Origin of the sequence: Paraburkholderia sp. J94 (assembly GCF_905220285.1) — a bacterium.
Taxonomy (GTDB): domain Bacteria; phylum Pseudomonadota; class Gammaproteobacteria; order Burkholderiales; family Burkholderiaceae; genus Paraburkholderia; species Paraburkholderia tropica_A.
Window position 1 is genome coordinate 447,822 of the sequence record NZ_CAJMZH010000005.1, and the last position, 13,138, is coordinate 460,959.

The following is a 13,138-nucleotide window of genomic DNA, read 5'->3' on the forward strand; positions in this document are numbered from 1 at the left end:
TGCGCGATGGCGATCACGCCTGCGCGAGGCTGCGGTTGAGCGCGTCGACGGCTTCGGGCAAACGCGGGCCGAAACCGAGCAGGAACAGCGCGTCGAGCGCGACCACGCGCGTCGCGCGTCCGGCCGGCGTGAGCGCGAAACCCGCGGAATCGAGCAACTGGCGCTTGCTGCCGGCGGCCTTCACGGCGTCGTCGGTGGTCAGCACGATGTCGGGCTGCGCGGCGACGAGCGCTTCGGGCGTCAGCGCGCGATAGCCGGAAAAGCCCTGCATCGCGTTGCGCGCGCCCGCGTAGGCGAGCATCGCGTCGGCGGCCGTGTGCTGGCCCGCGACCATCGGCTGGTTGCCCGTGGGGCTCAGCAGGAACAGCACGCGCGGCGGCGTTTTTGCGTCGCGCTGCGCGGCGGCCTGAGCGGATTCGATCCGCGCCGTGGTCGCCGTCCATGCGCGGTCGAAGCGCGCGAGCAAGGTCTGCCCCGCGTTCTCCGCGTCGAGCGCGCGCGCCACGCCGAGAATCTTCTCGCGCACCGAGGCGACGTCGTGGCCTTCGTCGAAGCTCACGAGCTTGACGCCCGCGCCCGCCACGCGTTGCAGCACGGAGGGCGGCCCCGCTTCCGCCGATGCGAGGATCAGCGTGGGTTCGAGCGAGAGCAGGCCTTCGGCGGACAGCGCACGCTGATAACCGACCTTCGGCAGCGACAGCGCCTCGCGCGGATAGGTGCAGGTCGTGTCGCTGCCCACTAGCGCGTCGGCGCGGCCGAGCGCGTAGACGATCTCCGCGAGCGCGCCGCCGATCACGACGACGCGCTGCTTCGCGGGCGTGGCGGCCTTCGCCAGCGTGACGCCCTGCGTCGCGCCCGCCGCCGCGAGCAACAGGCCGCCGGTGCCGATCAGCAGACGCCGACGTTGCAAATCGAAGCGATCGTTACTCATGCTGCACCGCCTTGCGCATCGGCATCATGGCGTTCAACGCGCGCGAGCGCAGCCACCGCATCGCGCCAGCCCGCGAGTTCCGGCTTGCCGGGCTTGCGCGCGCCGAACAGCATCGCGACGTTCTCGCCATCCGCGTCGAACAGTTCGACCGACGTCACGACGCCGTCGCTCGTGGGCTTGCGCACGATCCACGCATGCTCGACAAGATTCGTGCGCAGATGCAGGCTGAAATCGGGATCGAGCACGTTGAGCCACGGCCCCATCTTGCGGATCGTGTGCACGGCTCCGGTGTGAATCTGGATCATGCCGGGATTGCCGACGAACACCATGATCGGCAATTGCGTGCGCGCGGCGCTTTCGAGCAGCGCTTCGAGTGCGTCGGGCGCGATGGGCTCGGCGTATTGCGGATCGGCGAGACGCATGGCCTGCAATCTCGCCACGCCGAATTTCTTCAGGATATCGAAGAATTCGTGCGTGTCCTGCATCGCGGCCCACGCGGCGCGAAAACCCGCCTCGTCGATTTGCGCGTCGGCGCGCGGCGGCACGCGCGCGGGCGCGGCCTCGATGCTCAGTCCCGCCGTTTGCGGTTGCGCCGCGTGCCGCTCGATCAGCGCGTCGAAGGCGGCGTGATCGCTCGCGTCGCGCAGATAGACCTTGGTGATCGCCACGCCGTGCGCGTCGAAAAATTGCAGGCTCTTGCGCACGCCGTCGTCGTAAGTCTCGCGCACCGCAAACGCCGACGCCCACTTCGCATAGAAGATGCGCAGATCGATCGCGCGGCCCACGGTGAGCCCGACCGCGCCGCTGTGCGTCATCTTCTCGAACGTGCCGGTTTTCTCGTGCACGGCCGCTTCGTTACGCGTGAGCACCATCACTTCGCCGAGCAGGGGCATCGCTTCGAATAGCTCGATAAAACGGTCGTCGAGACGCACGACGTGTTCGCCGACGAAAGCGGCGAGCGCTTCGGCCTCGCTCACGCCGAGTTCCGCCGCCGCTTCGCGGTGACGCAGCTTGCGCGTCGTGCGCAGTTCGGTGAAGGCGTCGCGCAGCAGCGCGAGCGACGCGGGATGCGGCACGCTCTGTGGAGTCGCTTGAGTCATGTTATCGGTTGCCTTGTGCGGTTATCAGAAGTCGATCTTCATCGCCACATTGAAATTGCGGCCCGGCGCGGTATAAGCGTCGATCTTGGCGGCGCCGTCGCTGTCGGCCAGACCGCGCACGTCGTTCCAGATCCAGTATTTGCGGTCGAACACGTTGTCGATGCCCGCCGTCACGCTCACATGGCGCGTGATGTTGACACCCGCGTGCAGGTCGAGAATCGTGTACGACGGCGTCGAGAAATACGACGACGAGGACATCTGCGACTTGTTCTTGCGCGAGTTATAGGTGAGGTCCGCGCTCGCGAACCAGCGCTCGGTCGGCGCGTACTTCACGCCGAGCACGACCGCCAGCGGCGGCACGGTGTCGAGGCCGCTCGTCACGCCGTCCTTGGTCTCCGTGCCGTGAATCCACGCGAAGCCGCCCTTCACTTCGAGCGCATCGTTCACGTACCAGTCGGCCTTGCCTTCGAGGCCCTGGATCGACGCCTTCGAGTAGTTCACGTACTGCACGGTGTACGGATTGGTCGCCGAAGTCAGGCTGCCGCCCACCACCTTGCTGTCGATGAAGTTGCTGTAGCGGCCCGCGAACGCAGCGGCGCTGTAGTTCACCTGACCGTGACCCACGCCGAGCTTGCCGCGCAGGCCCACTTCGACCGAGTTGCTGGTTTCCGGCTTCAGGTTCGGATTGCCGACCTGCTGGTAATAGAGACCGTAGGAACCCGCCGGGTTATAGAAGCTGTTGACCTGATACGCGGACGGCGCGCGGAATCCATGCGCGTACTGCACGTAGGGCACGAACGCGGGCGAGACTTCATAAAGGATCGCAAGACGCGGCGACACGGCGTTGCCGGTCGAAGTCGATGTCGGCTTCGTCGAGCTTGCGGACATCGCCTCGTAGGTCGCATCGGGATGCGGCGTCATGTCGTAATAGTCGAAGCGCACGCCCGGCACCACGCTCAGCTTGTTCCAGCGGATCTCGTCCTGAATGAACGCGCCCAGCGCCGTTTGCGTGGTCTTCGGGAACGCCTCGGGATAGCCGTCCGCGCTGCTGGTCCACTCGCCGCCCGCCGAACTGGCGGTGCTGTAGTGCGAGACGCTCGCGTCGAAACCGTAGGTCAGCTTGTGTTGCAGCACGCCGGTGCTGAACGCGCTGTCGGCCACGACGCTGCCGCCGAGAATGTTGTCGCCGTAATCGTTGATACGCGAGCGCGCGGACGTCGCGCCGCTCGCATTCGCGCCGGAAATATCGAGCGTCTGACGTGTGGACGCGTTGCGGTAATAGAGCGACGCGTGCAGTTGCTGGAAGTACGGATTGGTCGCGTCGCGATGGTCGTAATCGAGCTGCACGCGATTGCTGTTCACCTCGTTGCCGGTGACGTAACCATTCGCCGTGTAGCCGCTCCACGTATACGCGCCGCCCAGTTGCGAGAGGCCATCGCTAGAGTTCGCATTACTAAGCGTCTCGGCAGTCATTTTGAGCGTGTCACGCGGCGTCAGTTTGAAAACGAGTTTGCCGAGCGCGCTGCGGTTGTTGTACGTGAGCGGGTCCGGCGTGGAGCGCGACGCGCCCAGCGTGTTGCTCTCGCCCTTGTTGTCGGTCTCGTGGCCGTGACGGCCCGAGAGCGCGATCATGCCCTGCACGACGTCGCCGCCGAACGCGGCCGTCGCCGTCGAGCCCCAGCTGCGGTCGGTCGAATCGTAACCGGCCTTCAGCGAGAAATAGGTCGGCTTGTTATAGATCGCGAGCAGATCGCTCGGGTCCTTGGTCACGAAGTTGACCGCGCCCGTGAGACCGTCACTGCCGTACAGCGCCGAGGTCGGACCGCGCAGTACTTCGATGCGCTGATAGAGATCGGTATTCAGATAATCGCCGCGGCCCGCCGAACCCGAACCGAACGCATAGGACTGCGGCAGCGGCACGCCGTCTTCGAGCAGCAGCACCTGGTTGCCTTCGAGGCCGCGAATATTGATGCCTTCATTGCCCGCGCGTCCCGACGAACCCGTGATGCCCGAAGGACGATAGGCCGCGCGGCGTACTTCCACGCCCGGCTCGTACTTGAGCGCGTCCTTGACGTCCTTCGCGTTGTTCTCGTCGATATCGTCGCTCGTGATCACCGAAACGGTGGCCGCCGTGCGGTTCGGGTCAGCCGTGCCGCCGCGCGTGGCGGTCACGGAAACGGCCTTGAGCGCCTCTTCGCGGCGCGCGCGCTGCGGGTTCACGCTCTCGGCGGCGGTGCTGGACTGCGTATCTGCGGACTGCTGCTGAACCGACTCGGCGGCTTGCGGCTCGGCGGCGAGCGCGTGGCCGGCGTGCATCGCACAGATCTCGGCGATGAGTGCCGGCAGCAGGCGCCGCGCCAGGCGTTGCTTGAAATGCATCGTTCTTCCCCGTGGTCAAAATCGAGGCTTTCGTTGTTCTTTACGGCTCGAAAGCGGGCTCAATCGTAACCTGGATGCGAATACTTCTCATTTACTTTTTAAGACTTTCGATACCGTAATGGGGCAAAACGCATGACGACGCAGGCCTTGGCGGCCCGGATTCCGGTGTCGATATCGTCGAAATATCAAGGATTTAGCTTGCGATACGCGGTCATCAACGAGCGCGGTTAAAGCGATTCGAATGGCAGTCGAAAGCTCGCCGAAATGACCTTGTATGCGTTGTGGGTATGTCCGGTACCCATTCCCACCGCTTCTTGCGAGTTCTTTCTTTTTCTATCCGCTTTTCTTATCGTGCCGCGCGCGCGTCCCGGCATCGCGCGCGTCTTCGCACCGCTGCACGACCCGCGCCGCGCATCGACCGCACGCGTGTTTTTTTGCGTCGGCGCAGCGCCGCGCATCGTCGCGGCCTTCGCGACCGCGTCGATCGAGGGTCGGGCTCTATGGTTTACCCACCCTTTTTGGCGAGCCGCGCTTCTCGATATCGTTCGGCCCACAGCGCACGCTCACGCGCCGTCTTTATCCACGAAGAAGCGATGCATCGCGCAACAACCGGCTACAACAACCGGCAACACCCCGTCCGTCCCTTCAGACGATTTAAACAGGATGACTAACGAATAGAACGCGCCTCCAGCCCGATCAACCGAACACGGCTATCCAACGACGACAACACCAGGAGACGAAGCATGAGAGCACTACACCGGGAGCGTCCGCTCCACGACCTTCACCCCACACGCACACGCGTCACGTCATGGCTCGCGTTAGTCGCGGTCGGCCTCGCCACGGCCGTGCTCGCCGCCTGCGGTAGCGGCGGCAATGTCGACAGCGGCGCGAGCGCCACGGCCAACGCACCGCTCGCGGTCGTCGCGCCGGTCACGGATTGCTCGAAACTCGCGGCGGTCGATATCACCGATATCGGCGGCGCGGGCAGCACGATTACGTCCGCGACCGTGACCACCGCCACCGTCAACGGCGTGCAGGTCAACTTTTGCACCGTGAAGGGCACGCTCGCGCCGTCGAACACCTTCGAAGTCGCGCTGCCGGTCAGCAGCTGGACGCAGCGCTTCGCGCAACTCGGTTGCGGCGGCCTCTGCGGCACGCTCAGCGATCCCACCCAGCAAAGCTCGTTCAGCTTCAGCTACACCTGCCCGCTCGTGCAGGAAGCCGGCTTCGTGACAGCAGCCACCGACATGGGCCATTCGGGCAACAGCACGGCGTGGACGCAGAACGCGCAGCAACGCGCCGACTTCGCCTATCGCGGCCAGCACATCACGACGCTCACCGCCGAAAAGCTGATCAAGGCCTACTACGGTCAGGCGCAGAAGTACGCCTATTTCATCGGCTGCTCGGACGGCGGACGTGAAGCGCTGATGGCCGCGCAACGTTATCCGACCGACTACAACGGCATCGTCGCGGGCGCACCGGCGGCGCACTTCCAGATCCAGAATTCGCTCTATCACGGCTGGAGCGTGGAGTCGCAAAGCACGACCGGCGACAGCACCGGCAACGCCACGCTTTACGCCGACAAGGCGCTCGTGCTGCACAAGGCCGTCGTGGCCGCGTGCGGCGGACAAGCGGGCGTGCCCGACGGCCTGATCGCCGATCCGCGCACCTGCAACTTCGACCCCGCATCGATTCAATGCGCGAACGGCGCGACCAACACCAGCAACTGCCTGACCGCGGCCGAAGTGAGCACCGCGAGCAAGATTTACGGCGGCCCGGTGGACGCCACGACGGGACTGCGAATGCTGGCCGGCTCGCCGCAATTCGGCTCGGAGGAAAACTGGGTGGGCGTCGAAGTGCCGACCACGAATTCGACGGATGCGCCCGTTCCCGTGACGAGCCTCTTCAGCTACATGATCGTTTCGGGTGCGTATAACCTGATCTTCACCGGCTCGCCGACGATGCCGACCGTCGATACCTTCGGTTATAAGGACGCGAGTTTCTACACGAACTATCTGCAGGCGAATCACCCGCTCAACGACGCGACGAATCCCGATCTTTCGGCCTTCAACAAAGCGGGCGGCAAGCTGATTCTGTGGCACGGCTGGGCCGATCAGCATATCTCGCCGCTGTTCACGATCCAGTATTACGAGGCGATGCAGAACACCATGGGCGCGACGACGGTGAATGATTTCGCGCGTCTCTATCTGGTGCCGGGCGTGGGTCATTGCGGCGGCGGCGAAGGCTTCCCGAACATCGACCTCGTTTCGCAGATCACGGCCTGGGCCGAGCACGGCACGGCGCCGAACGCGGTGATGACGTATCAGACCGATTCGTCGGATGCGGTGACGGCGAGCCGTCCGGTCTATCCGTATCCGGCCGTCGCGCAGTATGCGGGCAGCGGCGACTGGCATAACGGCGCGAACTGGACGCAAGGCGCCGCGCTCTATAACCAGCCGACGCATAGCTGGGCGGGTTCGAGCTTCTATGCTTCGTACACGCCGACGATGCTGGGGGTTGCGGCGCCGTAAATCTGCCGTGATGTTGGTGTGAGTCGAATCGCCGGATCGGTGTTGGTGCGCTGTTCCGGCGATTGGGCGTTTACGTCTTCTTCTGCCTCCATGATGGCCATCGCGATACTCACGGGCGGCCGGTGGGTAAAGCTGTCGATCAGAACTGCAACGTCGCCTGCAAGCCGGTCGTGAATCGCGCCGTCGGAAATCCTGCGGGTTTATAGATCGGCGTGCCGACAAACACGTCGTACGAGAACCCGACGTACTTCGCCGGGACGCCGCCGCGCAGACCGATCACCGCGCCCGCGAGCTGCGTCCCGGGTAGGACTCTCGTTCCCGGCCCGTAGACGTGGCCGTAGTCGATACCCGCATAGAGCGTCTGCCCGGTCTGGAGAACCGGCCATTGCAATTCATTGCGCCAATAGAAGCCACGCTCGGCAGCGAGCATCGTTTCGCCGTCGAAGCCGCGCACGGTATAGCGGCTGCCGATGGTCAGATCGTCGATATAGAAAAGCGTGTCGTTCGTGAACTGCCCGTGAATCGTCCCGACGTACGCGAATCGCTGCCCCGCGATGGCGAACGGGATCGAGAGGTTCGCGTCGAGCGTTGCCATGTGGAAGCGGTACGTCGCGTCGAGTTTCGTGCCGTCGTCGGCGACCGGATCGGGCGTCGCGCCGAGACCGCCGATCCCCTGGCGGTAAGCGAGCGTGCCGTCGAACTGCGCCGCGCCGAAGTAATGACGGTTCGTGACGCCGAGTTCGAGGAACGTGTTGTTGCGCGCCTGGTTCGGGATGCTCGTATCCTCGATAAAACTCTCGCCAAAGCGTTTCGCGAGCTGCGCGTAGGCTCCGGTAACGTCCGCCTGCCCGCGCAGGAGTACGCGCGCGATACGCAGCGCGACGCTCTGCGAATTGCCGCTCGATACAAACGTTTGCCCGCCCGTTCCGGCAATCTGCTGGTAGTAGGTGTTCGTGTTGCCCGAGAGCGTCCCGGTCCAGTAGCCCCAGGGGATCGAATACGAGCCGTTAAAGCCGTGCGAGCCGAGGCTCTTGTTACCGAACGAGAGATCCTGATTCGCGCCGAGCGCGAGCACGTCGTTCAGGCCAAGCGGGTTGTTCAGGCCGAGGCTGACGTTGCCCTGCCATTTGCCGGTGGCGTCGGTGCCCGAGTTATCGACCGAAGCGACGAAGGTCCAGGGCTTCGAGCGCTTGACCGTGACGACGACGTCGCTCTCGCCGGGCGTCTCTGTCGGTTCGATCTCCATGGCGGCGTCCTGGTTCGAGACGCGCTTCATCTGCTCAAGGCCCTGCTCAAGATCGCGCAGGTTGAGGACGTCGCCGTTACTCACGGGAAAGGCCGTTTTCCACGTTCCCCACATCGCAGGATCGGCGAGCCGGACCTGACGCACGACGCCGGGGACGAGCGAGAGTTTGAGCGTCCCGCCCGAGAGATCCTGCGGCGGGACGAGCACGCGCGTCGTCACGTAACCCCGCCCGAGAATCGCCTGCTGTAGCCCTTTGGTGAGGACGTCGATGCCCGCCTTGCCGACGCATTGCCCCTTGTAGTGGTCGAGCCAATCGCGCGCGAAGGCGAAGCGATCGAGCGGCAGCGCTGACGCGCCCGCCGTGCGTGCCGCATCGGGCAGCGTCGGCGGCACTTCGAGCGAGAACGTCGCAATCGGGAAACACGGCGTTTCTTTCGGGAGCGCCGGATAGATTGCTTTGTTCGGCACCTCGGAGCGCACGGTCGGCGCTTCGACAACGGCCTGACGGTGTTGCGCCTCGCGCTGCCGTTCGAGCTGCTGTTGCTGCTCGGCGTTCGCACGCGCGGCGGCTGCGGCGTCGGCAGGCGTCGGGTTTTGTTGCGCGTTCGACGCGAGCGTCACCAGGGCCGTAAGCGGCAGCGCCGCCAGCCTTTTTCTGATTTTCATTGCGTGGTCGTGGTTATTGCTGTTAGGGCGCACTGATGCCGCCCGGTGGGTCACAACTCGAAGTTCTGACCGTTCTCGTCGATGAGGACGGGCATCTCGGACAGGGGGTTCACGACGAAGTTGATGCCGTCGAGTAGTTCGGGCTCGTCCCACTGCTCGTCGGATGGAGGATGAGCGCGAAGGGTTTGCACTTGCGCTGCTTCACGTACTCCCTGACACCGTGTTCGACAAGTTTCGATATTCCGCACGCCATTTGTATTCGATCCATACTTCGTTCCCCGTGATTTATGGTGTCCTTATCTTTTAATACAAACCCGGTCGTCGCCGGGTCGGTCTGCTTGTTACCGCTGATCGCTAAATTTCATACTTCCACATCAACTTGCGCCGCACCTCGTCATGCGATCAAGTCGCTTGTTTCCAAACGCCTCAAGAACTCATTCGATTCGGACCTGATCGTTCTATCGCCCAAGCTCACTTCTACGTTTCCGTTTTTCCGCGTAACGGACGAATCGGGGGGAAGTGCTAGGAATGGGATGATCTCCGGCCTCTTGCAAGCAGCTTCGAAGAGAGAGATGAGCCGACCGTTTTCGGATTCGTTTTCCTCTGTCGTGAACAACCATCCTGAGTCGGTTCCGGCAGGCGACTCCCGAAGCATCTGAAAATTCACGGATGTCATAAAGTCAGGCAAGACAACTGCTGACTGATCTAGAGAAGGAAACCTTGGCTCAACCTCCAACTCTTCAGCAACGCTCTTTTGAACAATAAGTTGCCGGTACGTCCTCTTCGCCCCGCGCTCCCACACAATCGGAATCTCGCTGAATCTGGGTTCCCATACTTCAAGCTCTCCGGCTTCGTTTTCCTTGAGCATCAAAAGCATCCAACCTACCTGGACCGTTTCACCAGCTTTGAACACAGTGCCTCGGCGAACTTCGTCCTCAAAGTAAGAAAGTATGTTGGTTGCACCGAATTCCAGCCCTGACGGCATAGTCACCACTATCTCGGGGTGCTGAAATGTTCCATACAAATCCGATGTGATTTCTGGCATGAAATTATTTCCCAAGCATCGCATTAATACGATTTAGTCAACTAAAACCCGGTACCCAGGGTCAAATCCTGCACCTCGCACAATCATCTTCGCTTGCTTGAAAAAATCTAGTGCTCCCTGCGAGAGTTCGTATTTAGCCACAAGCTCGATCTCAAATTTGCAGCCCTTCGTGTTAGGGTTGTTCTCGTAGACTTGCCCGCTCTCCAGATAGACCAGATAGGTGTTGATCTTGTCTTGAAGCAGAATAAGGTGTCCGTTTTCGTCCTCATCCCATGCAAGGTGATCGGAAATACCCAAGCGCACGATGCCATTGGGTACGTCGATGCCGATTACATCAATGATGTTCGTGTCAAGAATGGACATCGCTCATTTGGCGGGATGCGTTACTACACAATGCCAAGGTTAGCGGGCAAATCTGCAACAAAATCGCCACGCTCTCCATAGCTGCTGGCGAGGTTACTCATACAGGCAGCGACCGAGGCTTTCTCTGCATCGGACATTGCGCGTAGCACGTCAGCGATCTGCTCCATTGCCTCAACTGCTGCGTCTGGATTCATAACATCCTCGCCCGAAAATTCGAGAAATATCGCCATATCAACGACGATTCTTACGAGATACTCATTTACCACATTTCTAACTATCACTGACAAGCATCTAGCAGGTTATCGAGTTCAGTGTAAATGCTAGATGCGATGGCATCGAATTCACCAGTCGCTAACTCGACAATCTTGACGTTGTTTCCGCTGTCGGGCGAATAGACAAGCTTCGATAGATCTTGGGAATCCACCAAATAGACTTGCCACGCGCCGAAAATATCGACGTGGCGGCAAACGTCAAAGCATGCCGGCATGAAGTCCGTAGGAGTCAGCTTTGCTAGATCGTTGCCGCTTTCGCTCAGTGATTCTTGAATAACGCGGAAAATCTCATTTTTATCGCAATACGCCAAAAGCGGGGCGGTACGCTTCCCTGAGTCGCCGATGATGTATTGCATCGAAAACAGGACATCGCGCAAGGAGACTCCTTCGTCAAAGGCCCCAACTTGTTCGCCTCCGATCCAATAACAAAATCTACCAAACATCCAGCTTCCGCCAGAATGTTCGTTTAACTCAGCCTTAAACAATCGATGCCCGGTTTAGGTCAAGCAAATCGGGGTTGGCAGCCTCAAGTAGATCCTCGAATTTATTCCATCCCACCGATCGAACAAATTCAGCTTCGTTTGGAACGAGCGGTATCAACCAAGCAACAACCACCTTTTGTCGCTGCTGATTTGAAAACGTTGCCAACTCATCAGGAAAAATCACGGGTATCGCCGCGTACACAGAATTTGCCCGTACGTCACTAACCAACGGTAGTCCCGGCCCGACTACGTCGCCTCTTTCTAACGCCTGCTTTCTGCCGTGCAACGATTCTGCAAACGTAAGCAAGAACGAAGCAATCTGACCGGCAGGGTATTCGTCACGAGCTGCAAACAATAATTCTTGCGCGCAGGGTCGGCCATCACTAAGGGGCGCTACATCCCTACTCAGCCCCAAGGTCGAGTATGTGCTGGCTCCCTCGTAGGGAGTGTCCGCAAAGCGAGCGATAGTAATTCCGTGGTGGGAGTTCTGATCCTTCCAGCCATCCCGGATCGGCCCAAGATGCCTCTCCAAATGATCTATAAGTTCCATTTACTCTCCTACCGATTTGGCTCCGCGAGAACGGTTACAACTTGGACATTCTAAACGTGCCCCCGTGTTGTACTCGTCCAGTACTTCTTTGCGGGTGGTCCCGTCAGTCAGATCTCGCTTACTCCACGCTGGCTGATGGTCGATATCCCAATCTCGGGGGCGTGGCCCGGCGCGACAGTTACGTCTTTCCCGCACCTAGGGCAGACTTTCGTTCCCTCCATTGAGCCATCTGCGGCGCTGTTCCACGCGTCTTGCACGGTCTTTTTGCGGAACCCCGAAGGGCGCGCATTAGGATCTGTGGCGAACGTAGCATTGTCTGGTTGGTACCCGCCCGAACTCGCCCCACCCGCGAGCGCACTATCCACCGCGCCATTGACAAGCACGCCGCCCGTCCCGGGCGTCGGCGGCTTGGCGCCACCCGTACCCACCACCGCAGCGGCACCGTTCGCGGCACCTTGCGCGGCGAGCGCGACATTACCTTCGCCCATCTTCTGCTTGGCGGTGTTCTGCATCATGCCGACAAACTGGCCAGCCAGATCGTCGACCCTGCTCGCGAGCTGGCCCAGGGAGAGCGAGTCGAAGTTCGGAACGCTCCCGAGCGCGTCCCCCAACGCCTTTTTCACCCGCGCGTCTCTGGCCGCCGAGTCCGTGTCGTTACCCTGGTTGTAGAGATTCACGCCCGAGGCCATCGACGCGCCCGCGAGGCCCGAGAGAATATTCCCGCTGATATTGCCGATCAGCGACGAGCCGCTCGCGTCGCCGACCGCCTGCGCGAGCGCGCTCGACTGGTCCGCCATCTTCGAGGACTGCCCCGCGCCCGCCGCGCCACCGACCGCACCGAATGCGCCACCAGCCAGTCCGCCAATCAGCGCGCCGCCCGCCGCCTGGAGTTCGGCGCGCGAGTCGCCGCCCTCGCGCCACTTTATATAATCGGCAACCGCAGCCGCCAGCGCCTGGGGGTCGCCGCTTTTGGCGGCAGCGTCGACGGCGTTCGCGGCGTCCTGACTCTTCATGTCCGCATACGCGCCGATCCCCTGCGAAACCGCCTGACCCGCCGCCTGCGCGGCCTGCATCATGTCGGCCTGTTTGTTGAGGATCTGGTTCACGTCCGGCGCAGCCGACACCTTGCCGTTCGTGTTCGCCGTATCGCGGCTTAGGCCCGCGACGTCCTGCGTCTGCGCTGCGCCGTTCGTGATGTTGATCGTCCCGGCGCTGACCGCGCTGCGCGTCGTCGCGCTTTCGTCGCCGTTCTCGTGCTGCGCGATCATCGGTGCGAGCCCACCCGAGCCCGGCACCGACGCCGGTCCAACCGCCTTCTCCTGCGAGCCGCCCGGCGACAAACCGAACGAACCGCCGAAACTGTTCGCTGAGTAGTGCGAGTGGTTGTCGATCCCACTCATCCCGCGCGGCGCGGCGATACCGGCGCATCAACGCGCGACCCCACACGGCCCCACCGCTTTGTCCGTAGATCAAGCTTTCGGTACGATATCTTGAGCTTGCGGACTTTGAAGCAGGACAGCGCGTGAGGATCAAGGTGCACGACGGCAGGCTCGTCATCACTCTAGACTGAACA

General features: G+C 61.9%; 13 protein-coding genes. 1 reads left to right on the forward strand and 12 read right to left on the reverse strand.

Annotated features, from left to right (window positions below; translation table 11 throughout):
• Window positions 1-13: 13 nt before the first annotated feature.
• The 3 genes from U4Y88_RS13190 to U4Y88_RS13200 are packed head-to-tail and all read right to left on the reverse strand — an operon-like array spanning window position 14 to window position 4,410.
• Window positions 14-931: a heme/hemin ABC transporter substrate-binding protein gene (locus tag U4Y88_RS13190; protein WP_321784395.1), complete on the reverse strand. Its 918-nt coding sequence runs from the start codon at window positions 929-931 to the stop codon at window positions 14-16.
• Window positions 928-2,031 carry a hemin-degrading factor gene (locus U4Y88_RS13195; RefSeq protein ID WP_321784396.1) on the reverse strand — a complete coding sequence of 368 codons (1,104 nt, stop codon included), beginning with the start codon at window positions 2,029-2,031 and terminating at the stop codon, window positions 928-930. The genes U4Y88_RS13190 and U4Y88_RS13195 overlap by 4 nt, the downstream gene beginning before the upstream one ends.
• Before the next feature lie 24 nt (window positions 2,032-2,055).
• Window positions 2,056-4,410: a TonB-dependent hemoglobin/transferrin/lactoferrin family receptor gene (locus U4Y88_RS13200; protein ID WP_321784398.1), complete on the reverse strand. Its 2,355-nt coding sequence runs from the start codon at window positions 4,408-4,410 to the stop codon at window positions 2,056-2,058.
• A 743-nt stretch (window positions 4,411-5,153) separates the two neighbouring features.
• Between U4Y88_RS13200 and U4Y88_RS13205 the strand changes: the two genes are divergently transcribed.
• On the forward strand, window positions 5,154-6,941 hold the full coding sequence (locus U4Y88_RS13205) for a tannase/feruloyl esterase family alpha/beta hydrolase (RefSeq protein WP_321784400.1): 1,788 nt from the start codon (window positions 5,154-5,156) through the stop codon (window positions 6,939-6,941).
• Window positions 6,942-7,080: 139 nt separating this feature from the next.
• On the opposite strand, the gene U4Y88_RS13210 is transcribed toward U4Y88_RS13205, so the two are convergent.
• The 9 genes from U4Y88_RS13210 to U4Y88_RS13245 all read right to left on the reverse strand — a co-directional run bounded on the left by U4Y88_RS13210 (window position 7,081) and on the right by U4Y88_RS13245 (window position 12,833).
• Entirely contained in the window at window positions 7,081-8,853 is a 1,773-nt protein-coding gene (locus U4Y88_RS13210; RefSeq protein ID WP_321784402.1) for a ShlB/FhaC/HecB family hemolysin secretion/activation protein, read from the reverse strand.
• Window positions 8,854-8,903: 50 nt separating this feature from the next.
• Window positions 8,904-9,044 (reverse strand): hypothetical protein, encoded by a 141-nt coding sequence (locus tag U4Y88_RS13215; protein ID WP_321784404.1) that lies wholly within the window; start codon window positions 9,042-9,044, stop codon window positions 8,904-8,906.
• 203 nt (window positions 9,045-9,247) lie between these two features.
• Window positions 9,248-9,898: a hypothetical protein gene (locus tag U4Y88_RS13220; RefSeq protein ID WP_321784406.1), complete on the reverse strand. Its 651-nt coding sequence runs from the start codon at window positions 9,896-9,898 to the stop codon at window positions 9,248-9,250.
• A gap of 33 nt (window positions 9,899-9,931) precedes the next feature.
• Window positions 9,932-10,261, reverse strand: coding sequence for a DUF6572 domain-containing protein (locus U4Y88_RS13225; RefSeq protein WP_321784408.1), 330 nt, complete (start codon window positions 10,259-10,261; stop codon window positions 9,932-9,934).
• Window positions 10,262-10,284: 23 nt separating this feature from the next.
• On the reverse strand, window positions 10,285-10,491 hold the full coding sequence (locus U4Y88_RS13230) for a hypothetical protein (protein WP_321784410.1): 207 nt from the start codon (window positions 10,489-10,491) through the stop codon (window positions 10,285-10,287).
• 47 nt (window positions 10,492-10,538) lie between these two features.
• The gene (locus tag U4Y88_RS13235; protein WP_321784412.1) at window positions 10,539-11,018 is read right to left on the reverse strand and encodes an Imm42 family immunity protein; all 480 of its coding nucleotides are present in this window, start codon (window positions 11,016-11,018) and stop codon (window positions 10,539-10,541) included.
• Complete coding sequence (locus U4Y88_RS13240) at window positions 11,011-11,565, reverse strand: suppressor of fused domain protein (RefSeq protein WP_321784414.1); 555 nt, start codon at window positions 11,563-11,565, stop codon at window positions 11,011-11,013. The genes U4Y88_RS13235 and U4Y88_RS13240 overlap by 8 nt, the downstream gene beginning before the upstream one ends.
• Window positions 11,566-11,760 (reverse strand): GH-E family nuclease, encoded by a 195-nt coding sequence (locus tag U4Y88_RS37750; protein ID WP_415774431.1) that lies wholly within the window; start codon window positions 11,758-11,760, stop codon window positions 11,566-11,568.
• On the reverse strand, window positions 11,673-12,833 hold the full coding sequence (locus tag U4Y88_RS13245) for a hypothetical protein (protein ID WP_321784416.1): 1,161 nt from the start codon (window positions 12,831-12,833) through the stop codon (window positions 11,673-11,675). The genes U4Y88_RS37750 and U4Y88_RS13245 overlap by 88 nt, the downstream gene beginning before the upstream one ends.
• Window positions 12,834-13,138: the final 305 nt, after the last annotated feature.

Bases quoted from the DNA above. Each gene is read 5' to 3' on its own strand.
- U4Y88_RS13220 (WP_321784406.1), bottom strand. From the start codon at position 9,898: ATGCCAGAAATCACATCGGATTTGTATGGAACATTTCAGCACCCCGAG.
- U4Y88_RS13210 (WP_321784402.1), bottom strand. From the start codon at position 8,853: ATGAAAATCAGAAAAAGGCTGGCGGCGCTGCCGCTTACGGCCCTGGTG.
- U4Y88_RS13245 (WP_321784416.1), bottom strand. From the start codon at position 12,833: ATGATCGCGCAGCACGAGAACGGCGACGAAAGCGCGACGACGCGCAGC.
- U4Y88_RS13230 (WP_321784410.1), bottom strand. From the start codon at position 10,491: ATGGCGATATTTCTCGAATTTTCGGGCGAGGATGTTATGAATCCAGAC.
- U4Y88_RS13225 (WP_321784408.1), bottom strand. From the start codon at position 10,261: ATGTCCATTCTTGACACGAACATCATTGATGTAATCGGCATCGACGTA.
- U4Y88_RS13240 (WP_321784414.1), bottom strand. From the start codon at position 11,565: ATGGAACTTATAGATCATTTGGAGAGGCATCTTGGGCCGATCCGGGAT.
- U4Y88_RS13190 (WP_321784395.1), bottom strand. From the start codon at position 931: ATGAGTAACGATCGCTTCGATTTGCAACGTCGGCGTCTGCTGATCGGC.
- U4Y88_RS13200 (WP_321784398.1), bottom strand. From the start codon at position 4,410: ATGCATTTCAAGCAACGCCTGGCGCGGCGCCTGCTGCCGGCACTCATC.
- U4Y88_RS13205 (WP_321784400.1), top strand. From the start codon at position 5,154: ATGAGAGCACTACACCGGGAGCGTCCGCTCCACGACCTTCACCCCACA.
- U4Y88_RS13195 (WP_321784396.1), bottom strand. From the start codon at position 2,031: ATGACTCAAGCGACTCCACAGAGCGTGCCGCATCCCGCGTCGCTCGCG.